The 21,094-nt window shown below is 45.6% G+C and carries 19 protein-coding genes and 1 pseudogene; 6 read left to right on the top strand and 14 right to left on the bottom strand.

Annotation, left to right across the window (positions count from 1 at the left end; all coding sequences use genetic code 11):
• Window positions 1–206: 206 nt before the first annotated feature.
• The 5 genes from KQI22_RS04635 (at window position 207) to KQI22_RS04655 (ending at window position 3,759) form a co-directional block, all read left to right on the top strand.
• On the top strand, window positions 207–1,352 hold the full coding sequence (locus KQI22_RS04635) for a M56 family metallopeptidase (protein WP_216550921.1): 1,146 nt from the start codon (window positions 207–209) through the stop codon (window positions 1,350–1,352).
• Window position 1,353: 1 nt separating this feature from the next.
• The gene (locus tag KQI22_RS04640) at window positions 1,354–1,767 is read left to right on the top strand and encodes a BlaI/MecI/CopY family transcriptional regulator (protein ID WP_216550922.1); all 414 of its coding nucleotides are present in this window, start codon (window positions 1,354–1,356) and stop codon (window positions 1,765–1,767) included.
• Window positions 1,768–2,170: 403 nt separating this feature from the next.
• Complete coding sequence (locus tag KQI22_RS04645; RefSeq protein WP_216550923.1) at window positions 2,171–3,088, top strand: M56 family metallopeptidase; 918 nt, start codon at window positions 2,171–2,173, stop codon at window positions 3,086–3,088.
• A complete protein-coding gene (locus KQI22_RS04650; RefSeq protein ID WP_216550924.1) occupies window positions 3,085–3,327 on the top strand; it encodes a hypothetical protein in 243 nt (80 codons plus the stop codon). The genes KQI22_RS04645 and KQI22_RS04650 overlap by 4 nt, the downstream gene beginning before the upstream one ends.
• Before the next feature lie 15 nt (window positions 3,328–3,342).
• Window positions 3,343–3,759, top strand: a complete 417-nt coding sequence (locus tag KQI22_RS04655; RefSeq protein ID WP_216550925.1) for a BlaI/MecI/CopY family transcriptional regulator — start codon at window positions 3,343–3,345, stop codon at window positions 3,757–3,759.
• 654 nt (window positions 3,760–4,413) lie between these two features.
• On the opposite strand, the gene KQI22_RS04660 is transcribed toward KQI22_RS04655, so the two are convergent.
• From KQI22_RS04660 to KQI22_RS04670, 3 genes are all read right to left on the bottom strand, one after another.
• Window positions 4,414–5,667 (bottom strand): C40 family peptidase, encoded by a 1,254-nt coding sequence (locus KQI22_RS04660; RefSeq protein ID WP_216550926.1) that lies wholly within the window; start codon window positions 5,665–5,667, stop codon window positions 4,414–4,416.
• 152 nt (window positions 5,668–5,819) lie between these two features.
• The gene (gene trxB / locus KQI22_RS04665) at window positions 5,820–6,740 is read right to left on the bottom strand and encodes a thioredoxin-disulfide reductase (RefSeq protein ID WP_216550927.1); all 921 of its coding nucleotides are present in this window, start codon (window positions 6,738–6,740) and stop codon (window positions 5,820–5,822) included.
• Between the two features lie 138 nt (window positions 6,741–6,878).
• Window positions 6,879–7,343, bottom strand: coding sequence for a ferritin-like domain-containing protein (locus tag KQI22_RS04670; protein ID WP_216550928.1), 465 nt, complete (start codon window positions 7,341–7,343; stop codon window positions 6,879–6,881).
• 196 nt (window positions 7,344–7,539) lie between these two features.
• Here KQI22_RS04670 and ymfI point away from each other — a divergent pair, with 196 nt between their 5' ends.
• The gene (gene ymfI, locus KQI22_RS04675) at window positions 7,540–8,259 is read left to right on the top strand and encodes an elongation factor P 5-aminopentanone reductase (RefSeq protein WP_216550929.1); all 720 of its coding nucleotides are present in this window, start codon (window positions 7,540–7,542) and stop codon (window positions 8,257–8,259) included.
• Between the two features lie 2 nt (window positions 8,260–8,261).
• Here the strand turns inward: ymfI and KQI22_RS04680 are convergent, their stop codons facing one another.
• The 11 genes and pseudogenes from KQI22_RS04680 to KQI22_RS14115 all read right to left on the bottom strand — a co-directional run.
• A complete protein-coding gene (locus KQI22_RS04680) occupies window positions 8,262–9,194 on the bottom strand; it encodes an alpha/beta hydrolase (protein ID WP_216550930.1) in 933 nt (310 codons plus the stop codon).
• A complete protein-coding gene (locus KQI22_RS04685; RefSeq protein WP_216550931.1) occupies window positions 9,191–9,862 on the bottom strand; it encodes a DUF6320 domain-containing protein in 672 nt (223 codons plus the stop codon). Before KQI22_RS04685 ends, KQI22_RS04680 begins: the two co-directional genes overlap by 4 nt.
• Window positions 9,849–11,138: a hypothetical protein gene (locus KQI22_RS04690; RefSeq protein WP_216550932.1), complete on the bottom strand. Its 1,290-nt coding sequence runs from the start codon at window positions 11,136–11,138 to the stop codon at window positions 9,849–9,851. Before KQI22_RS04690 ends, KQI22_RS04685 begins: the two co-directional genes overlap by 14 nt.
• Window positions 11,139–11,156: 18 nt before the next feature.
• A complete protein-coding gene (gene hydF / locus KQI22_RS04695) occupies window positions 11,157–12,365 on the bottom strand; it encodes a [FeFe] hydrogenase H-cluster maturation GTPase HydF (protein WP_216550933.1) in 1,209 nt (402 codons plus the stop codon).
• Window positions 12,366–12,389: 24 nt separating this feature from the next.
• Window positions 12,390–13,808 (bottom strand): [FeFe] hydrogenase H-cluster radical SAM maturase HydG, encoded by a 1,419-nt coding sequence (gene hydG / locus KQI22_RS04700; RefSeq protein WP_216550934.1) that lies wholly within the window; start codon window positions 13,806–13,808, stop codon window positions 12,390–12,392.
• Window positions 13,809–13,942: 134 nt separating this feature from the next.
• Window positions 13,943–14,785, bottom strand: a complete 843-nt coding sequence (locus tag KQI22_RS04705) for a bacteriohemerythrin (protein ID WP_216550935.1) — start codon at window positions 14,783–14,785, stop codon at window positions 13,943–13,945.
• 119 nt (window positions 14,786–14,904) lie between these two features.
• Window positions 14,905–17,586: a translation factor GTPase family protein gene (locus KQI22_RS04710; RefSeq protein ID WP_216550936.1), complete on the bottom strand. Its 2,682-nt coding sequence runs from the start codon at window positions 17,584–17,586 to the stop codon at window positions 14,905–14,907.
• Between the two features lie 58 nt (window positions 17,587–17,644).
• The gene (tsaA, locus tag KQI22_RS04715; RefSeq protein ID WP_253293510.1) at window positions 17,645–18,322 is read right to left on the bottom strand and encodes a tRNA (N6-threonylcarbamoyladenosine(37)-N6)-methyltransferase TrmO; all 678 of its coding nucleotides are present in this window, start codon (window positions 18,320–18,322) and stop codon (window positions 17,645–17,647) included.
• A gap of 47 nt (window positions 18,323–18,369) precedes the next feature.
• Window positions 18,370–19,149 (bottom strand): class I SAM-dependent methyltransferase, encoded by a 780-nt coding sequence (locus tag KQI22_RS04720; RefSeq protein ID WP_216550937.1) that lies wholly within the window; start codon window positions 19,147–19,149, stop codon window positions 18,370–18,372.
• Between the two features lie 122 nt (window positions 19,150–19,271).
• A complete protein-coding gene (locus KQI22_RS14110; protein ID WP_216551039.1) occupies window positions 19,272–19,889 on the bottom strand; it encodes a GNAT family N-acetyltransferase in 618 nt (205 codons plus the stop codon).
• A 129-nt stretch (window positions 19,890–20,018) separates the two neighbouring features.
• Window positions 20,019–20,963, bottom strand: a pseudogene (locus KQI22_RS14115) (NUDIX domain-containing protein); the annotation flags it as partial.
• Window positions 20,964–21,094 lie beyond the last annotated feature (131 nt).

Here is a 21,094-nt window from a genome sequence, read left to right on the forward strand (position 1 = left end):
CGCTTTATAATCGTAGAGATTACAACAATTTCCCTATGCACCCATTAAACTGGAAAACTCCCAAACAAGTGCTTATGGATTATCTTGCGTCAATGTAACACATGTTTGACAAACCTACATTTCTTGTTATCTTCCTGTTTTTATTGTTTTTTCAGTTCTTTCTCACTATAATCTTATTAGATAATATGAAAAGAAGGTTTTTCGACATGGCTATGGCTGACACACTCAGATTACTGATCACGATTTCCGTATGCTGCTGCATCACCGGATTTCTGATGTGGCTTTTTTTACTATATAATAAGAAAGCTTCCATTCGCATACTCCTGCTTTGTAGCAGTCTGCTCATTATTCGTTTTCTATATCCTTATGAATTTCCATTTACACATTCTTTTTATATCACGAGAGGATATCCAGAGCTGAATGAATTTTTTAGCAAGACGCTCCCACTCAGCAGCACCGGACTTTCTGTAGCAGGTATTCTACTTGGCATATGGATCGTCGGAAGTCTTTGGAACGGTTTCCGGTTTTTGCGGCATTACCTTGCATTGCAAAAATCGATTTCCCTGCTTCCTGCCTGTACAAATGAAATAATTCTTTCCCAGCTTGACCGGATTCTGGAAGAAAAACATTTTAAAAGATCCGAATTTTCCATTAAGGAAAATGACACGCTGGAATCTCCTTTTGTAACCGGCTTTTTTCATCCGGTCATTGTAATTCCGGGATTGTCTCTATCAGAGAAAGAATGGTATTTTATACTATCCCACGAAACCGCTCATTACAGACACGGTGACACCTTATACAAGATACTCATTGAAATACTGCTCATTGTATTCTGGTGGAATCCTCTCTTTTATGTATTTCGCCATAAAATATCTGTCTGCATCGAGCAATCCGCCGATCTGCTTGCCATAGAAGATCTGTCGGCTTCTGAAAAACTGGACTATCTGGAATGCCTCTTGAAGGTCGCCCGCCAAAGCCAGCATAACCCTCTGCTTACTTCTGCAATACCCGCCTTTGACGGTTACGCAGATTCAGAGCTGCAAAAGCGCTTTGCCTGTATTACCAAAAGTATTTCCAATGGTGCTGCCTTTGGAAACCGTATCACAAAATACGGCTTTATAGCAGCCATGCTTCTAGCCACTTTTCTGTCTTACGGCATTATTGTAGAACCAAGTTCTACGGAGATACCGGCCGACGAACCGGACTCCTTCACGATACATACGGACAACAGTTATGCAGTCAAAATAAACGATTCACTTTTTGAACTATATGTAAATGATACACTGATAGGAACTTTTAAAGATCCGGAAAATCTGCCGGAAATACCCATTTATGAAAAGGAGACCAGATAATATGCCTAAAAAAAACCCCTTTCAAAAAATTACAAACCGCGAACTGGAGATCATGCAATTTTTATGGCATGCAGACCATCCGCTCATTGCCTCAGAAATTGCGGCTATGAAACCGGATCTGACTGTCAACACTGTACAATCCGTCCTTCGCAATTTACTGAAGCACAAATATATTGAAGTAGCAAAGATCGTATATAGCGGTACTGTTCTGACACGCAGCTACAGACCGCTTATCACGGAACAGGAATTTGGTATTGATCAGGTGATCCAGGATTTTCATTCTTTCAAAGGACTGTCTCTGTCACATCTTGTGGCAGGTCTTTTAAACGAACCGGTTCCGGCTTCTGAAATTGATGAGCTGGAGGAAGTAATTAGAAAACAGCGGGCTCTGTTACAGGAAAATCAATCTGAATAGTAAAGATATGTACAGGCATTGGTTTTGGAGCCAATGCCTGTTGTATTATAGGATTTAGATATTTATATTATATTTACATTATTGTTACAAGGTTTGTTTTTTTATTATCAGAATAATTTTAGTTTGATTATTCTACGCATACGTATTATAATTTTCCCATAGCAGGAAAAGAAAGAGGTGATATATGGACGATTATGTTCGGCTTTTGATAATGATTTCTATTTGCTGTTGTATTGTCGAGTTTTTGATGTGGTTATTTTTGAAATGCTATAAGAAGGCTTCCATCTGGATACCACTACTCTGTACCACCCTTCTTTTGATACGATTTCTATATCCACACGAATTTCCATTTACACATTCTCTATATTTAACCAAGGGATATCCCACATTAAACCGCTTTTTTATGTTGTCCATTGTAGTTGGTAAAATTCACTTTTCCATTGCACACATCATAATAAGCATTTGGATACTTGGCATTATCGTGTCGGCTTTTCTCCTGCTCTTTCATTATTACAGACTGCACAGACTCATTCACCAGTTTCCCGCTGCACAGGATATGGTCGCTCTTTCACAGTTTGATCGTATTTTGAAAGAAAGGCATTTTGCGAGTTCCAGATTCCGTGTCAAGGAAAGCAGTGCACTCAGCTCTCCTTTTGTGACCGGATTCATTCATCCGGTAATCGTTGTTCCGACACTTGCATTGTCAGAAAAAGAATGGTACTATATTTTATCTCATGAAGCGGCGCACTATCTGCATGGTGATACTCTTTACATGTTACTGATTGAGCTGCTCCGTGTTATTTTCTGGTGGAATCCACTGTTTTATCTGTTCCGCAGAAAGATAGGTATTTACATGGAAGAATCCGCAGATCTGCTAGCAACTGAACATCTGAATGCTATTGAAAAGATGGAATACCTGGAATGTCTGGTCAAAGTAGCAAAACAGAGTATACATAACCCTCTGCTTTCTTATACCGGGCTTGCCTTTGACGGTTATGCAAAGTCTGAATTGATGCAAAGATATCGAAGTGTTATGGCTAGTATTGATACACCAAAAACTTCCCAGAAAAAGCATGGTCAATATGGATTCATTGCTATGATGCTTCTTGTTACCTTTTTGTCCTATAGTATTATTATAGAGCCGGATTCTCAGCCTGTTAATGAACCAAATACCTTTTCTATACCAACAGAAGGTAGTTATGCTATTAAAGCAGGAGACTCTCTTTATGAACTCTATATAGACAATACATATATAGGTACTTTTGAAGATCCGGCGAATTTACCGGATATACCCATTTATGAAAAGGAGGATTTACCATGAAAAAAACACTTTTTGCATTACTGATCTGTGGCACTCTGACGGTGTCTCTTCCGTCTCTATGTGTCACCAGCTATGCAGCCCCTGCTGTAACAGGAGATACAGCCGTTGAAGCTGCTTCTGACGTAATTGCCAGAGCACCTATGACAAGATGGTACTACAAAACAATCAACGGTCAGATTTACAAAAGATTATATGATTGCACTCATGAGAAATGGCTTACTGATTGGATCAAATGTTAGAAAGGAATAATAATCATGCCAAAGAAACAACCTTTTCAGAAAATTACAAACCGTGAGCTGGAGATCCTGCAATTATTATGGCATACAGATCATCCACTCATCGCATCTGAGATTGCTGCATTGAAACCGGATCTGACGATCAATACGGTACAGGCGGTACTGCGGAATCTGTTAAAATACAAATATATTGAAGTCGCAGATATCGTATACAGCGGAACGGTTCTGACACGTAGTTACAGACCTGTGATCACAGAACAGGATTTCGGTGTCTCTCAGGTGATCCGTGATTTCCATTCGTTTGACGGACTTTCCGTACCACGTCTGGTAGCAGGCTTATTAAACGAGCCGATTACATCAGACGAAATCTCACAGTTGGAAACTATGATTGCCCAGCAGAAAGAGCGTCTCAAACAGCGTGAATCTGAAAAGTAGGATAACGACAACTGAATACAGTTTTTTATTTGACGCACGTCAAATATGATTCAAATGCATGAAAGCATGATAAAATGCTCCGGGATTTTCCCGGAGCATTTGTTATTACATCCAGCTCTTATACTACCAAGTTCGTCTGATACATACTGTGGTATTTCGTCTATTTTTCGGATATATAGGCTATCCTGTGCACATTTTCAATGTGTCAACTCCAGGAACCTCATTTCATCTTTTGCTCATTACTTGCACCATTTGGTATGTTATTTTGTTCATTATTTGCACCATTTTGTATGTTATTTTTATTATTATTTGCACCTTTTCGTATGTTACTCCGTAGCGGCACAGCTATGCTGCTTCTGTTTTTCTCTCCGTGAACCCCAGCCCATGCATAATCACCTGAGGTGATGGGCTGGGGCTACATCACGCATCTTTGATGCATGACATTGTACGCTCGGTTGAAATCAAATGCCGGCTTCGTCGTCGCTTGATTTCCTTACCTCGCTACAGAGACGAAACACGCTTCGCGAGTTTCGCTCTGATTAGCGGTCGTCAAATGCACCGCATAAATGCGTGCATTTTCCTCGTCGCCATAACAAAAAAGGAGCAGTTACCATGTGGTAACTGCTCCTCAGCATTCATCTTATTTTATTCAGATTAGAAAATTCTTCTGACTGCAAGTACGCTTCTGTAATCTGCATTGGAAACCTTGATACCGGTTGCTGCTGTAGAAGCATGTACGATCTGTCCGCCACCGATGTAAAGACCAACGTGACCACTGTAGCATACCAGATCGCCAGGCTGTGCATTTGCAAGACCGCCTACATCATAACCACAGCTTCTCTGTGCACCGGAAGAATGTGGAAGGCTGACACCGAAGTTAGCGTATACGCTCATTGTAAAACCGGAGCAGTCTGTTCCGTTTGTCAGGCTTGATCCACCATATACATATGGGTTACCGACAAACTGGAGTGCGTAGCTTGCTACGCTTGCGCCTGCACCGCCGCCGGATACAGATGCGGAAGATCCGCTTCCTGAAGAGGACTTACCGCTCTTCTTGCTGGCTGCTGCATTGGCTGCTTTTCTTTCTGCTTCTTCCTTTGCAAGTCTGGCTTCTTCTTCTGCCTTGGACTCAGCTTTTACAAACTCTGTATGAAGCTCCACAAACTCTGTGGATACATATCCTTCACCTTCTTCGATCGGAACCTTTACCCAACCGTCCAGATCATCTTCCTGTAATACGGAAAGATCATCTTCCAGACCAACCATACCAAGTACGGCCGAATCAACTGTAGGCTCTTCTCTTACGAATAATGTAGTTGTTGTAACGGTTGCGATTCTGTTACCAACTTCTTTGGCAAGTGCAATGGCATCTTCTCCTGTCACGCAGTACTCTGCTTTGACATAACCTGTTACACTGCCTGATGTGATCTGATACCAGCCGCCGTCTGCCTCTGATACGAAATCACCAACGGACTTATTATACAGCTTGCCGACGATCTCTGCTTCTTCGCTCGGCTCCTGTCTGACATTGACATAATCATTACATTTTGCAATAACGAGATTTGCGTATTGTGCTTCTGCACTTTCTGCAACTGCATCTTCACCGGAAATTGTGATGTCTGCCTGCTCTTCTGCAACTTCCGCTGCAACATCCAGAACTGTTTCGCCGCCTGCTTCTGCTTCCTGCGGCTGTGTTGCCTTTTCCAGATTATCTGCTACGACTGCACCTGCTGTCAGCTTCAGATCTCCATTGGAAGCAACTGTAACGCTGCTGCCGTTTAATGTAGCTGCTGCTCCTGCAGTTGGTAATGTGCTTGAAAGAGATGAAGCAGATACCGGAATTACTGTATTTATTGTCATTGCAGCCGCAAGTGCGAATGCAACCATTTTTCTGTTTTTGTTTAACATACTTCCTCCAAAATTGTTGAGTATTTCTTACATTTGTTACAAATTTGTTAAATCTGTAATAAAATATAACACCATATAAGGCACTTGTCAACCCGATTGGAGAAAATGGGCAAAATTTCCTTTAACGATTAAGTTGGCGTATTTGCGCGGTTTTACAGAGTGAACAGATCCTCCTGTACGCTTGTTACCGCATTGGCACCGTCTGCCGCCGCCGTTAAGATCTGGCGCAGTGCTTTTGTCCGGACATCCCCGGCCGCGTAGATGCCTTTTACGGATGTTCTGCAGTCTTCCCCTGCGATCAGGCAGCCTTTTTCATCCTGCTGAACAAGTCCTTTTACAAAATCCGTATCCGGAATCGTACCGACTGCAATGAAAACACCATCTACCGGAAGCACTTCTTCTCTGTTTTCTTTATTATAGAAGAGTGTCACCTGTTCTACCTGTTCCTCCCCCGCAATTTCCTTTACCTCTGTGTTCCAGAGTACTTCCACATTGGAAAGAGCAAGCATATGCTCCTGCAGCAGCTTTGCTGCACGCAGGTTGTCTCTTCTGTGTACCAGATATACCTTCTTACAGAAACGTGCCAAAAAGATCGCATCTTCCACAGCCACATCACCGCCGCCAACGACTACGACTGTACGGTTTCTGAAAAATGCACCATCACAGGTGGCGCAATAAGAAACCCCCATGCCTGCCAGTTCTTCTTCTCCCGGAACATGCAGCTTTGCATGATGCGCACCTGTAGCGATCAGAACCGTCTTTGCTTCCATACATCCCTGATCTGTTTCCAGAATCTTTGTCGCGCCCTGATCTATTATATTTTTAACCTCTGCAGTCCGGATCTCCGTGCCCAGATGCAGTGCATGCTCCTTAAACTTTTCACTCAGGTCAAACCCGCTGATTTCAGGAAGCCCCGGGTAATTATCTACTTCATAGGTCGTCAGAACCTGTCCACCGCTGATACCGGTCTTTTCTAAAACAGAAGTCTTTAAACCCGCACGCTGTGCATAGATGGCTGCTGCCATGCCTGCAGGGCCGCTTCCGATAATTAACAGATCATATATTTGTGCCATAACTTTTATCCTTTCGCTTATATCATTCCTACATGTTTCTTACTCAACATGTATTATATTACCATACATTTTCCAAAACGAAAACACATCATAAAATAAACCGGTGCCCCATCAGGAAGCACCGGCAAACTGTACGTTTTATGCCATGGCATTTGCCATTTTGTATTTAAACAGCATCTCTGCATGATTCTGTTCTTCGATCTGGATGTCTGCGAGCAGCTTTCTCACACACGGCTCTGCAAACACAAAGACATTTGTATTGTATTCGCCCGATACAAGCTTCTCCGTTCCGATCGCATCCGTTGCCAGAAAGCTGTCGCTTTCCTTATCCTCCGGGCTGCTCATGGAAGTGTAGGTTGCCTTTGGGTTATAATTTTTGCCGTCCGCATCGTTGCAGTCACAGTCCGGGCAGTTACCGGAAAGCAACTGTCCAAGAGAATCAAAATGTTTTTTCTCTTTTATATGCAGCTGATGGAACAGATCCTTTAACACCGGATCCTTGGCTTCCTGCTCATAGCGTTTGTATTTTTCCATACAGCTTTTTTCCTGTGTCTGCAGATCCTCGATCGCCGTCTTTTCTTTTTCTTTTAATGTTACATTCATACTCATGTCTCCTTTTCTTCTTTTACTTTCAGTATGTCTTTTTTGCTGGAAAAATATGCAAGGGAAATGCCGGAAAAGTATCTCTTTTACAAGTGACAATCTATACCGGATGATGTAAACTGTTTATATAAATGATGTAAACTGTTTATATAAAAAAAGAAAAGATTATTGACATTATCATAGAGGAGAGATTACTATGCCAAAATATGCTTTTATCACAGGTGCTTCCCGCGGTATCGGAGCTGCGATCGCGCATGAGCTTGCCGCACAGGGATACCACCTTTATCTGACCTGTCTGACAAACGGCAGAAGACTGCAGTCCCTGGCAGATGAGCTTTCACAGACCTACTCCGTTTCCTGTCAGTGTTTTGTCGGGGACATCGGAGATTACAGCTTTGTAGAGCGCTGCTTTTCAAAAATTGATTTCCTGGATGTCCTTGTTAATAACGCAGGTATTTCCTATGTCGGACTGCTATCCGATATGGAAGTCAGCGACTGGGATCAGGTCATGCACACCAATCTCTCTGCCAGCTTTTATACAAGTAAGCTGGCAATCCCTCTGATGCTGAAAAAACACGAGGGCAAGATCATCAATATTTCTTCTGTCTGGGGAAATGTAGGGGCTTCCATGGAGGTCGCCTATTCTGCCTCCAAAGGCGGACTGAACAGCTTTACGAAAGCACTTGCCAAAGAGTTAGCGCCAAGTAACATTCAGGTCAATGCACTTGCCTGCGGTGTAATCGATACGGATATGAATAAATGCTTTTCTGTTGATGATATGGAGATCCTGAAAGGAGAAATCCCGGCAGACAGAATCGGAACGACGCTCGAAGCTGCCAAAATGGTCAGCATGATCATTCATTCCCCTTCGTATCTGACGGGACAGATCATTACTATGGATGGTGGCTGGCAATAGCCTTACATACCGTCTACGACAGTAAAGAAGTGTTCTACTTCCTGCCACGCCCTTTTGGATTCCGGCAGATGCATCATCGCCATTTGGAATACGTGGAACATTCCCTCGTATTCCGACAGGCGCACATGTACGCCCTGCCCTTTTGCCTTGGCTGCTACCTGCCGGGAATCGCTGAGCAGCATTTCGTAAGTACCGACCTGAATCAGCATCGGCGGGAAACCGGTAAAATCTCCGAACAGCGGAGACAGATACGGATTTTTCGGATCGTGATCCTGCCTGTAATCTGTATTATAGATCAGACTGTCCCTTGTTTTGCCAAACAGGGGATCTTTTTCATAATTCTCATCATAAGACGCACCACTCGCCGTCATATCCGTCCACGGCGACATGGCAACGATTCCTCTCGGCAGTTTTCTGCCATGATCCTTCAGATAATGACAAAGCGCCATGCAAAGCCCCCCACCCGCGGAATCCCCACCAAGATAGATCTGGTCTTCCGTAAAGCCTTTTACTTCCCGCAGCCAGTCATATGCCGTCATGGCATCTTCAAGAGCCGCCGGGAACGGATTTTCCGGTGCAACGCGGTAATCTATGGAAAGCACATCCATTCCTTTTCCTGCCTCCGCATATAATACGGCAAAGTTTCGATAGGTATTATGGATCTTCCCCACATAACCGCCGCCATGCAGCTGCAACAGAACACGGTCTTCTCTTCGCCCTTCCGTTTTAGTCAAATATTCCATGGAAAAGAGCGGCAGACGGATTTCTTCCATCTCAAATCCCGCCGGGCATCTCCACGGCGGCTCTACAATCTTCTTTCGCATCTCTCCATTTTTAAATTTCTGTCCGATCAGGTGATCGCTTGTTACCCGTGCGATCAGTTCCCGTACAAGCTGACCTTTGAAGCTTGCTTCTTCTTCTGAAATTTTGATCATATGTGAAATCTCCTCTTTAATTCATTCTTTGCTCTTCGGTCACCGAACAAAATGGTTCCTAAAAACAATATGCCGCTGCTTACGACTGCGACCATGCTCAGAAGCGGTCTTGTTACAATATGCAGCGCATACAAAAGTATCTGGATATCTGCGATCACGATCATGCCAAGCTGCAGCAGGATATAGCTTTGCCAGTTCTGCATATTGACGATCATCAGCACGATAATGCCTGTATCCACCAGCAGAATCGCACAGGGGATGGCATAATTGACCGACCAGCCGCGATAGCCCAGAATATGATCGATCAGCACACAGAGCAGGATCGCTGCCAGGCTCTGCACCATGATCTTCATCGTATGCCCCTCATCCTGATTGAAAAGCGTGTAACGCAGTGTCAGCAAAAAGTAAAAAATACCTGCGTCACAGATAACCGACCACATCAGACCCGTGTAGGTCAGGTAATTGATCACACCAAGCAAAAGTATGGCGATCAGGGAAACAAACAGGCAGATCCGCATCAGGAATCTGTACTTTTTCTGCGGAATGGAAACCTGCGGATACATAGGCTCTGTCTGCTTTTCATCCACCTTTTCGAGTACACTTCTGCAAAACGGACAGACACTTGTCTGATCCAATATTTGAATTTTACACTGTTTACAATACTTCATAGGCTTCTCCATTCGTTTCGATGGTCACCGGTACACCCAGCTCCGACAGCGTGCGGAAAAAACACTTCTGGATCGACTGATCCTTTAACTTGGAGCTGATCGTATACACAAGTGTATCTCCATAAGAGCTGATGCTGCATTTCATATTCTGTCCCTTTGTCATGGAAAGCACGACATGCATTTTATCGATATACGGCCGGTAATCTTCCCGGATCTGCAGACTGCCTACATTCGTCACGGTAGAGGTATTGGCAAGTGCAGAACTGCGGTATACCCATTTCATGGCAAGATTTTTCACAAACAAAGGCACCATACGCAGCATCAGGTTTTTCTGGTTTGATACATTATAAGAGATCAGGCTGTCCATATTTTCCTTGGTGATCTGCTCCTTCAGACTCTCGTCGATCTTGGCGATCACTTCTTCCACCGTATAGTTTTCCCTGTCAGCCCGCAACACTGCTGCTGTCATGCCAAAGAAATTCTTCGTTGTGATCGAACCGTAAAACGGACGCAGATTGACCGGTACACAAATACTGATCGGTTTTTTATAGGGCTGGCTGTGCAGATGCTCTTTATAGATGCTGTAAGCAAAAATACCGGTCAGGAATGTGTTGATGCTGACACCATACTCCTTTGCTTTTGCCTTCAGGATCGGTATATTCAGGTAGCCATGGGTAACTGATAGTGCCTTTGGCGGCAGGAACTCCCCCGTCAGGCGGACTGCACGCTCTGTTTTATACTTTTTCTTATACTTCTTGCCGGTATAATTTTTGATATAACTGTCTTCTTTATTCAAAGAGGTATCACTGCACAATTCATCGCCCAGCTTTTCCATCAGATCATCGTGTGTCAGGCGCAGATATTCATAAACCAGCTCCCGCAGGAAGGTAATCCCTCCCATGCCATCTGTCAGGACATGGAACACCTCCAGATTGATCCGCTTTCGATAGTAAGTCACACGAAACAGATAATTGTTGTTCTGATACACCGGAATGTACAGACACGGATAAGTATCTTCCTTCCTTACTCTTGGTGCAGGCCGGTTATTCGTTTCAAAATAATACCAGAACATGCCTCTGCGCAGTCTGACATGGAATACATCAAACTTCGGAAGCACTCGGTTTAATGCTTCCTGCAGCTTTTCTTCTATGATATCTTCTGTCAGTGTCACGGAGATCCGGTAAACACTGCTCATGCTTTCATTGGCAATGACCGGGAAAAGCAGTGCGGTATTATCCAGCTTGTCCCATCTCATTTCTTTTTCTGTCAGGCTCATTCTTTTTCTCCTGCTCTTTTAAATAATTTCTGTCTGAAATACAGCCAGGCTTCTTTTCAGAATACCATTCATATGGGCGATCGCCATGCCATAGTTAGTCATGGGTACCCCTGCCTGCAAGCAGGCTTCTTTGCGGTACTGCATTTCTCTTTCATTCAGCATACAGCCGCCGCAGTGGATCACAAGCGCGTATTTCGTCAGATCCTGTGCAAACTCCGTTCCACTCGTCCATGTAAATGTCAGTTCTTTTCCCGTGTGTTTTTTCAGCCATGCAGGCAGCTTCTGCGTTCCGATATCGCCGCATTGCCTGTGATGGCTGCAGCCTTCGGAGATCAGCACCTGATCGCCGTCCTTCAGACGGTCGATACAGCCTGCTGCGGCTTTTGCCGTCTCAAGCTGACCTTTATATCTGGCAAACAGCACGGAAAATGACGTAAGCGGCATTTCCGGCGGTACAATTTCCTTGACGTAGCCAAATGCCTGGCTGTCCGTAACAACCAGGGCAGGCTTTACATGGGAAAGTGTTTCAGCAAGCTCTGTTTCCCTCGTCACAACTGCGATCATGCCATGATCCAACAAATCTCTGAGCACCTGCTGCTGTGGCAGGATCAGACGTCCTTTCGGTGCTGCTGCATCGATCGGTGTTACAAGCACAACCAGATCTCCTGCCTGCACCAAATCACTGACGATCGGCTTTTCACGGTTTAGAGGCTGTGCCAGCTTTCCGATCATATCTTTCAGTTCTTCTATATTTTTCTTTTCTCTGGCACTGACCAATATTTTCGCCATCTCCGGCGCAAAATGCTTCCATTTTTCAACATCCTGTTCAAATGCCAGATCGATCTTATTGATCGCCAGTATGGTCGGTACTTTTCTTTCCTGCAAAAGTGCAAGCAATTCCTTTTCCTGCTCCGACGGTTCTTTGATCGCACTCATGACAACGACCGCCACATCCGTCTTGCGCAGGATCTGCTTTGTCTTTTCCACCCGAAGCTTCCCAAGCTCCCCTTCGTCATCCATACCCGGCGTGTCGATGATAAGCACGGGGCCGATCGGCAGAAGCTCCATGGATTTTTGCACCGGATCGGTCGTCGTTCCGAGCACATCCGATACGACAGACAGTGCCTGTCCGGTCACTGCATTCACAAGGCTTGATTTGCCGCTGTTTCTTCTGCCGAAAAAACCGATATGCACACGCTGCGCGCTGCTTGTATCATTCAGTCCCATACCTGTCACTCCTTTTTTTCTTTATCAGAATCTGAAATCACGCTGTCCGTTTTCGATATTGACCAGATTCTTTTCTACGATCTCACGTACCTTTTCCCGCGGGATATTGGCAAGCTGCTCCCGGATCAGCTTTTCTCCTTTTTCTCTCGTTTCCGGAGAAGCATAATCGATCAGGTATTCCTGCAGTGTCATCAAGGCATTCGGCAGACAGCAATTGGAGATCTGTCCGCTCTTGCAAAGAGACATAAACCTGTCGCCGGTTCTGCCTTCCCGGTAGCAGGCGGTACAAAAGCTCGGGATATAACCGCCGTCAATCAGCCAGCTTACCACCTGATCGAGCGTTCTCGTATCGCTGACATCAAACTGCTCGCTGCATTCCTCCGGGAGCTCCGGCTCCGCATAACCGCCGACGCTCGTTTTGGAACCGCCGCTGATCTGGGAAATGCCAAGACCAATGACTTTTTCCCTGCACGCCTGACTTTCTCTTGTGGAAATGATCATGCCCGTGTACGGAACACTGATCCTGATGCAGGCAATGATCTTGGCAAACGTATCATCATCAATCCCGTTGTCAAATGCGGACGGGTCGATATCATCTGCCTTTTTGATACGCGGAACGCTGATCGTATGCGGTCCCACGCCATGTACAGCCTCCAGATGCTCTGCATGCATCAAAAGTGCCGTGAACTCATATCTGTATAATTCCAGACCGAATAAAACACCCAGTCCAACATCATCAATTCCGCCGTCCATGGCACGATCCATGGCTTCCGTATGGTAAGCATAATTGTGCTTCGGCCCGGTCGGATGCAGTTTTTCATAGCTTTCCTTATGATAGGTTTCCTGAAACAGGATGTAAGTACCAATGCCTGCTTCTTTTAATTTATGGTAATTTTCTACCGTAGTCGCTGCAATATTGACGTTGACACGGCGGATCGATCCATTTTTATGTTTGACACTGTAGATCGTTTTGATACAGTCCAGAATATATTCGATCGGATTGTTGACCGGATCCTCTCCTGCTTCGATCGCCAGTCTCTTATGTCCCATATCCTGCAGGGCAGTAACTTCCTTTACGATCTCCTCCTGCGTCAGCTTCTTTCTGGCGATATGCTTATTCTTCATATGATAAGGGCAGTATACACAGCCGTTCACACAATAGTTGGATAAATACAGCGGGGCAAACATGACAATACGATTTCCGTAAAAATCTTCCTTGATCTGTTTTGCCAGTGCATAGATCTCTTCATTCTTTTCCGGGATATCGCAATCCAGAAGCACTGCTGCCTCTGTGTGGGATAAGCCCTTTCTCAGCTTTGCTTTCTCCAGAATCGTGTCGATGAGCTGTTCATTATGTCTGTTTTTCCAGGCATAATCCAGTGTCGCCATGACCTCATCATGGTCAATGAATTCTTCTGCCTTTAATGATTTTGCATTATACATGATATGCCTTCTTTCTACGTGTCTGTATGCTATTTGTTCTCTTCCTTATATTTCAGGTTGCTATACGGATACAGTATAGCACAAAAACAGAGGTCATGCCATGCATGACCTCCTCGTCATTCTTCTTTTTGTACTTATCGCAGTGCTTCCTTTAACTGCTGATAAATTTTATCATATTGTGCCTCATCTGTCTGCAGACACGGTCTGTCCAGTGTCTGTGGCACGCCATAGGTTCCATTTTCCTTATATTTCGGGATCACGTGAAAGATCAGTCTGTCACTGTAATCCTCACTGTCAAAATAATTGATCGCATCCGGTGCAAACAGCTTTTTGAGCGTTTTTGCCGTTTTGGCAATGTCCGCAAAAAACATGTTCCGCTCCAGAGTTGACAACCTGCAGAGTTCTCTTGCCGACTCCTTAAATACAACTGCCACCCTTCCCTGACAGGTCTGATCCCGGTACAGATACACTCGTGAAACATCGAGATCCGCTACATAAGCGCCGTAAATCTCTTCCAGTTCTTTTCCGGTTGTCCTCTGCTTACCAGCCTCCATTGTTTTCCGGTAAGCCAGATAGGCTCTTGCCATTTCCATGTCCTCACTGAGTACATGGTTCATGACCCAACTCTGTACTTCTTCCTTGATCTTGCGCAGCTCCGTCGCCGGCTCCTGCTTCAGCTTCGGAATATTGATCTGCATGATATAATCCGAACATTTCTTATGAAACTGCTTGTGCTTTGTGATCTTTGGATAAGACATTTCATCCATGATCATTTCTTCTGCATAAAAATGATAAGCAGTAAAATCTCTGAGTCCGCAGACGATATCCAGAAGCTGCTTATCCGTCACCCCAATACATTGCATACGCAGCAGTTGTTCCATATCTCTGCCCAATTTAAACAACTGCTTATGCTGTACATCGATACTCTCAATACTGGTATTCAGGTTCTTCTCCCAATCGAACTTAAAGTCAAACATAACTAGCCTCCATTTGCCATATTGTAGTATCCCCATCATCTTCTCTTCGTTCACTACTATGTTATCATGGATCGCTATGTACCGTAAACCGACAAAAACACGGTTTTTCAGCAGTTTCTTTATTCACTTTTTTGAAGCGCATCCGCCATTCTGTTCGTTGCGCTGACCGGTTTTTCAAGGTATTGCTCCCGAATCTGCAATTTTGACCTGTTTACTTCCTCAAACAGCTCTCTTGCCGACCAAACAAGGCATTCCTGCCCCCAGACAATAAGCTGCACCAGTCCGTCCGAGGTTGCTACCGTCACATTGTAGTTTTTGCCGATCGTATGCGCTGCTTTGGCAATATACTGATCTGCCGTCTCCGCTTCCTTTGTATACACGACATCTATATTGTGATAATGCTGCATCTGTCCGATACCGCCTCTGACCTTGTATGCATCAAACACCAGAATGACATGACAGCCCTTGCTGCCCTGATAGTCACAGAGAATATCCATCAGTCTGCCACGCGCCGCATCGATATTGACCTGTGCCAGCTCCTTCAGTTCCTCCCAGGCAAATACGATGTTATAGCCATCTACCAGCAGATAGCTTTCTCTTGGCTCTGTCTGCTTCTTTTTTGTTTTTTTCCATGCTTCTGCCGCTTCACTCTGTGCAGGACTGATGACCTTCCTGGTCTGCTGCGGAAGTCTTTGCTTCACAGGCCCGTAGGTGCGCTCAAAAATAGCTGCCAGTTCTTTTTCTTCACTGCCGTATTTTGCCGATTCCCTGCGGTTTTGTTTTTCCTGTTCCCTTCGGATCTGCTGGGCGGTAAAGGCTTTATAATCTTCATCGCTGTTTGTATCAAAAATGCTTGGCAGATGCATATGTTCTTTGACTTCATCCCATGGCACGACAAATCCTGCGCCATGCTCGCAGAATACGGAATCTGCCGGATTGCGCAGATCATGTCCCGGATCATATGCCCGCTTCTCCATGACTGCCTCGGGATCATGGCAGATATCATAGCCTGCTGCCACAAGGGAGATCCGTCCCTTGCCCTTGGAATAGGACAAAAGCTCTTTGGCATAATTGCGCATTGTGGAAACAGGTGCTTTTCCTGTCAGGATCGTCTGCTCCATCGTCTGCTGCGGCGGATCGCATTTTCCGTCCATCCGCTGTACATCCGTCATGACACGTCCGGTCAGTTCCGGTGCAACGGCGATACGGAAGCTGTAATACGGCTCTAACAAGACGCTCTGCGCCTGCATCAGTCCCTGTCTGAGCGCCCGGTAAGTTGCCTGCCTGAAATCACCGCCCTCCGTATGCTTCGTATGGGCACGTCCTGCCACAAGGGTGATCTTCATATCCGTGATCGGTGATCCGGTCAGTACACCTCTGTGCTGTCTCTCCTTTAAATGCGTCAGCACCAGTCTCTGCCAGTTCAGGCTGAGGTCATCCATGCTCACATCCGAAGCAAACACAAGTCCCACTCCTCTCGGCTGCGGTTCTAACAGAAGATGCACCTCCGCATAATGGCGGAGCGGTTCAAAATGTCCCACACCTTCCACCGTATCTGCGATCGTTTCGAGATAGACCACTTCTCCGTCATCAAAGGAGATCTCAATGCCAAAGCGGTCTTTTACCACACATTTCAATATTTCAATCTGCACCTCGCCCATGAGCTGTGCATGGATCTCCCCCAGTTCTTCATCCCATACGATATGGAGCTCCGGGTTTTCTTCTTCCAGAAGCTTCAGCTTTGCCAGCAGCGTATGCGCATCCATTTCCGCCGGTCCCTGCACGCAGTAATTCAGCACCGGTGAAAGTACCGGCGCGATCTCATAATTTTCAATACCGAGTCCTTCTCCCGCAAAGCTTTCACTCAAGCCTGTAACGCAGCAGATCTCTCCTGCGTTTACCTGCTCTGCTGTTTCATATTTTTCACCGTTGTACAGGCGGATCTGATTGACCTTTTCTTCCTTCGACCAGTTAGCAGAGGATAACATGTCACGCACATGCAGTTGACCGCCTGTGATCTTCATATGGGTCAGTCTGTTGCCCTGCTGATCTCTTGTGATCTTGTACACTCTGGCACCAAATGCAGAAGGATAACGCGGCGTTTCTATATAAGAAGCAATGCCCTCGACCAGTTCTGTAATGCCTTCCTGCTTCAGTGCGGATCCGAAAAAGCACGGAAATACACTGCGGCAGCTGACCAGCCTTGCGATCTCCTCCTGTGGCAGATCTCCATGCTCTAAAAAGTATTCCAGTGATTCCTCCTGTGCCACAGCGATGCTTTCCCAGAACGCCGTATCGCGCTCCGCGCCAAAATCGATACATTCACTGCTGAAGGTCTGCTGCAGCTGCTGCAGGATCTTGTCATGATCTGCAAGGGGCTGATCCATTTTATTGATGAACAGGATCGTCGGGATCTGATACTTCTTAAGCAGATTCCAGAGCGTCTGCGTATGTCCCTGTATCCCATCAGAAGCACTGATCAAAAGCACTGCTGCATCCAATACCTGCAGCGTTCTTTCCATTTCCGCCGAAAAATCCACATGTCCCGGCGTATCCAGCAGAGTCACATCTCTTCCCTGCATGGAAAGTCTTGCCTGCTTGGAAAAGATCGTGATACCACGTTCCCGCTCCAGCGTATCCGTATCCAGAAAAGAGTCCTTATGATCCACACGCCCTACCTTTCGAAGCGCCCCACAGGCATACAGAAGGCTTTCGGATAAGGTTGTCTTTCCCGCATCTACATGTGCCAGAAGAGCAATGCATATATGATTATTTTTCTCCTGCTTTGTCTGTTGTTCCATCGGATCTGTCCTCATCTTTCTATTCTACTGCATTTTTTCTAATGCAGTGTGTCTGCCCTTACTTTATTTCCACATCCAGTACATAGGCTGTTTCATTTTCCACCCGGAACCGGATATTATACTGCTGATAAGAAAGCCCCCAGATTCTTTCTGCATCCTGTACATAAGCTGTACGTGGATCCTGTGCAAGAAGCTGTTTTACCGTTTCCCGCTCATTTTCTTTAATCTTTACAAGTACCTCTTCCGGAATGCTGACCGCAATCTGGTTATCCCGGACTCTGCCTGCAAAGCCATCTGTTGCATCAGGGTAACTATCTGCATAAGGCAGGTAGGGCTTGATATCATAAACAGGCGTTCCGTCCAGCATATCGACGCCGGATACATGCAACACCGGCCCCAGTGCAGCATGGTATTCTATTGCATCCAGCTTCAGTGCGGAAAGTCCGATCGGATTCGGGCGGAACGGGGAACGTGTTGCAAATACACCCATCCGCTTATTTCCGCCAAGGCGCGGCGGTTTTACGGTCGGGGACCAGTTCTCCCTCTTTGCCTGAGAAAACTCCCAGAGCACCCAGATATGAGAATATTCCGTAAGTCCCCGGAATGCTTCCCTGTTCCGGTAATCCGGTTCAAATATGATCTTTCCCTTGAGCTGATCAACCAGTCCGCTCTGCCTCGGAATCCCGAACTTTTCCGGGAAATCCGTATGGATCGTTGCAATCTGTTTTAGTTCCATTTTTATTGTCCTCTGCTTACTGCCATAGCAATCTGCAAATGGCTTCCCTAGATTCTGATAATATCAACCGTATGCGAACTTGCACCGATCAGATCCTGCCTTTCACAGGTTGCCAGATGATATTGCAGGAAATAGGCAAATTCTTCTTCCGACATGGCATTGATGACCGGGCGCATATGATCTGCCGGCCCATCTGCCGCAATGATCTGGATCCGGCTTAGTCCCACCGTTTCGTTCAGGCGGTTGATATCTTCCAGCCGCACAACACTGTACAGCTCGTTTGCTTCCTCTTTGCAATGGAAATCTTCTGTCAGAAGTCCCTTCTCCATGCTTTCGAGTATATGTCCTTCCCGGAAGGCATACGTCAGCACGCTGTATTCATTCATACAGTAAGCAACCAAAAGCACGCCGCCCTTTTTCGTCACTCTTTTGGCTTCCGATAAAGCCCTGCATTTTTCTTCAAAGGTATGCAGGTGATACAGCGGACCAAATAAAAGCGTTACATCAAAGGTCTGATCCGCAAATCTGGAAAGCTTCAGGGCGTTTCCCTGATATGCCTTCACCGTACTGCCTTTTTTCTTCAGCACGCCAAGATTGCTTTTGACAAGCTCTACCGCTGTCACATCCAGACCCATTTCGGCAAGTGCCACACTATAGCGGCCTGTGCCCGCTCCAATGTCCAGAACACTGCAGCCTTTCTCCCAGTCCTTTGGCAGATATTTTTGAATGTAGCGCATCGTCGTCTGGAACTCTACCTGTCCGTGGCGGGACAACAGTCTTTTATCTTCGTTAAATTTATTATAATATGCGATCAGTTTTTCCTGCATATCTTATCCTTTTCTTTTTTTCTTTTCTGTTCTTTTATTTTCTGTACATGGTGTCCGGTGTTTCGTGCGCCACCAAACGCAGATCCGGTTCTGCCCGGTCTGCTGCCTGTCCACATATCGATTTATCTATGAGATGCTGCCCACTCGGTCTCTAAAAACGGGATTACGGGAGCAGGATCCTCCGTATGCTCTCCCAGCATCTTTTCCATCCAGATCATATCATACCATCTGCCAAACTTATAGCCGCTGTCATGGAATGTGCCCACCAGTCTGTAACCCAGCTTTTGATGAAACTTTTCACTGTCTTTCGTTAAATATTCGTCTTCATTTCGCGGATAACCGATGCAGGCATTTAAGTTCAGGATATGTTGAACACGTAAAGCATCTTCCAACGCCGCATACAACTTCCCGCCGATTCCCATCCTCTTCTTCTCCCGATTTACATAAATCGACATTTCTACTGACCAGTCATATGCTGCACGTGCTTTAAATGTACCTGCATAAGCATAACCTACGATCTCACCATCTGCTTCCGCAACCAGATACGGATACTTTTGCAAAGTGTGCTCTATTCTGCCTGCAAATTCTTCCACAGAAGGCACCTCGTATTCAAAGGTAATCGCCGTGTGCTCCACATAAGGGGCATAAATTTTTAAGAGTGCAGGAGCATCCGCCTTTGTTGCGACTCTGATCCGGATTTTATTTTCTTTCTCCTTTTCTGCTGTTTTTGGGATTGGCATATCATATTTTGATGCTTCCTGTCTTGGTTCTCCCTGTTTTGGTGCTTCCTCTCTTGCTACTTCCTGCAACATATCAAGTTCCTCCATATAAATACAGTGTTTCATACTGTTTGCTGCCACCGTCTCACGCACTGCCCCATATTCCATCCAGCGCACCGACTCTACCTCCGATGCCTGCAAAGTCAGGGTGTTTTCGTTAACCGGTTCTTCATATATAAATACATAACTGAGTTCTTCGTCTTTAAAAGACTGATCCTTGCCTGACAGATGATGCACACGTCTTTTGCCTGCATAGTGAAGCTGCGCTGCATCTGCCCGGATACCAAGCTCCTCGAAAAGCTCCCGCAGAGCCGCCTGCCTGTAATGATCCGTCTCCGGTTCTCCCGCATCCACATGTCCCGCCGCTGAAATGTCATAACAGCCTGCATATGAATCCTTGATGCTGCTCCTTTTCTGCAGCAGCAGATCAAAGCTGCCATCCTGTCGTTTCCGTCTGACCCAGATATGGACGGTTGCATGCAGTGTTCCTTCCCGATGCGCCAGGGAACGTTCCTTGACCTTTCCGGTTTTCTGTCCGTTTTCGTCGATCACATCAAAAAATTCAAGCGGCTTTCCATCGACCGCTACCTGTCGCAGCTCGCCATCCTCACTGTATACCAGCTTCATGGAAAAGAATGGATGATTCTCTAAAAGGAGCTGTAAAAACAGCTTATCTCCTTCCCAGAGATTCAGCTTCCAGATCTCCTCCTTCGGAACCCATTCCAGAACACCTTCGTCGCAGGCAATGGGCTCCCCCGTAAAGCCATCTGCTGTGAAAACAGAAATATATTCCATCTCTTCCCCACAGATAAAAGTGAGCTGTCCACGATAGTGAAAAGAGGTCAATGTATAGCCTGTCTCTTCTTTGACCTCCCGCAGAACACATTCCTCCGGGCTTTCGCCTTCCTCAAAATGTCCGCCGACTCCGATCCATTTTCCTTTATTGACATCCTTTTCCTTTACCACTCTGTGCAGCATCAGGTATTTACCGTCTTTTTCGATATAACATAATGTACTGAGTTCAGGTGCTTTCATTTTCCTCTCTTCCTTTTCACAATGATCTTTCTTATTATAACATACTCCGCCGGAAAAAGAGAATCCTGACAGAAATCGTCAAAAAAATACTGTATCCAACAATTTCTTTGACATTTCTTATTCTCTCCTAT

This window comes from Kineothrix sp. MSJ-39 (assembly GCF_018917935.1).
GTDB lineage: Bacteria > Bacillota > Clostridia > Lachnospirales > Lachnospiraceae > CAG-194.

Excerpts from the sequence above, each read along its gene's own strand:
- KQI22_RS04635 (WP_216550921.1), top strand. The coding sequence starts at position 207 with ATGGCTATGGCTGACACACTCAGATTACTGATCACGATTTCCGTATGC.
- KQI22_RS04640 (WP_216550922.1), top strand. The coding sequence starts at position 1,354 with ATGCCTAAAAAAAACCCCTTTCAAAAAATTACAAACCGCGAACTGGAG.
- KQI22_RS04645 (WP_216550923.1), top strand. The coding sequence starts at position 2,171 with ATGTTGTCCATTGTAGTTGGTAAAATTCACTTTTCCATTGCACACATC.
- KQI22_RS04650 (WP_216550924.1), top strand. The coding sequence starts at position 3,085 with ATGAAAAAAACACTTTTTGCATTACTGATCTGTGGCACTCTGACGGTG.
- KQI22_RS04655 (WP_216550925.1), top strand. The coding sequence starts at position 3,343 with ATGCCAAAGAAACAACCTTTTCAGAAAATTACAAACCGTGAGCTGGAG.
- KQI22_RS04660 (WP_216550926.1), bottom strand. The coding sequence starts at position 5,667 with ATGTTAAACAAAAACAGAAAAATGGTTGCATTCGCACTTGCGGCTGCA.
- trxB (WP_216550927.1), bottom strand. The coding sequence starts at position 6,740 with ATGGCACAAATATATGATCTGTTAATTATCGGAAGCGGCCCTGCAGGC.
- KQI22_RS04670 (WP_216550928.1), bottom strand. The coding sequence starts at position 7,343 with ATGAATGTAACATTAAAAGAAAAAGAAAAGACGGCGATCGAGGATCTG.
- ymfI (WP_216550929.1), top strand. The coding sequence starts at position 7,540 with ATGCCAAAATATGCTTTTATCACAGGTGCTTCCCGCGGTATCGGAGCT.
- KQI22_RS04680 (WP_216550930.1), bottom strand. The coding sequence starts at position 9,194 with ATGATCAAAATTTCAGAAGAAGAAGCAAGCTTCAAAGGTCAGCTTGTA.
- KQI22_RS04685 (WP_216550931.1), bottom strand. The coding sequence starts at position 9,862 with ATGAAGTATTGTAAACAGTGTAAAATTCAAATATTGGATCAGACAAGT.
- KQI22_RS04690 (WP_216550932.1), bottom strand. The coding sequence starts at position 11,138 with ATGAGCCTGACAGAAAAAGAAATGAGATGGGACAAGCTGGATAATACC.
- hydF (WP_216550933.1), bottom strand. The coding sequence starts at position 12,365 with ATGGGACTGAATGATACAAGCAGCGCGCAGCGTGTGCATATCGGTTTT.
- hydG (WP_216550934.1), bottom strand. The coding sequence starts at position 13,808 with ATGTATAATGCAAAATCATTAAAGGCAGAAGAATTCATTGACCATGAT.
- KQI22_RS04705 (WP_216550935.1), bottom strand. The coding sequence starts at position 14,785 with ATGTTTGACTTTAAGTTCGATTGGGAGAAGAACCTGAATACCAGTATT.
- KQI22_RS04710 (WP_216550936.1), bottom strand. The coding sequence starts at position 17,586 with ATGGAACAACAGACAAAGCAGGAGAAAAATAATCATATATGCATTGCT.
- tsaA (WP_253293510.1), bottom strand. The coding sequence starts at position 18,322 with ATGGAACTAAAACAGATTGCAACGATCCATACGGATTTCCCGGAAAAG.
- KQI22_RS04720 (WP_216550937.1), bottom strand. The coding sequence starts at position 19,149 with ATGCAGGAAAAACTGATCGCATATTATAATAAATTTAACGAAGATAAA.
- KQI22_RS14110 (WP_216551039.1), bottom strand. The coding sequence starts at position 19,889 with ATGCCAATCCCAAAAACAGCAGAAAAGGAGAAAGAAAATAAAATCCGG.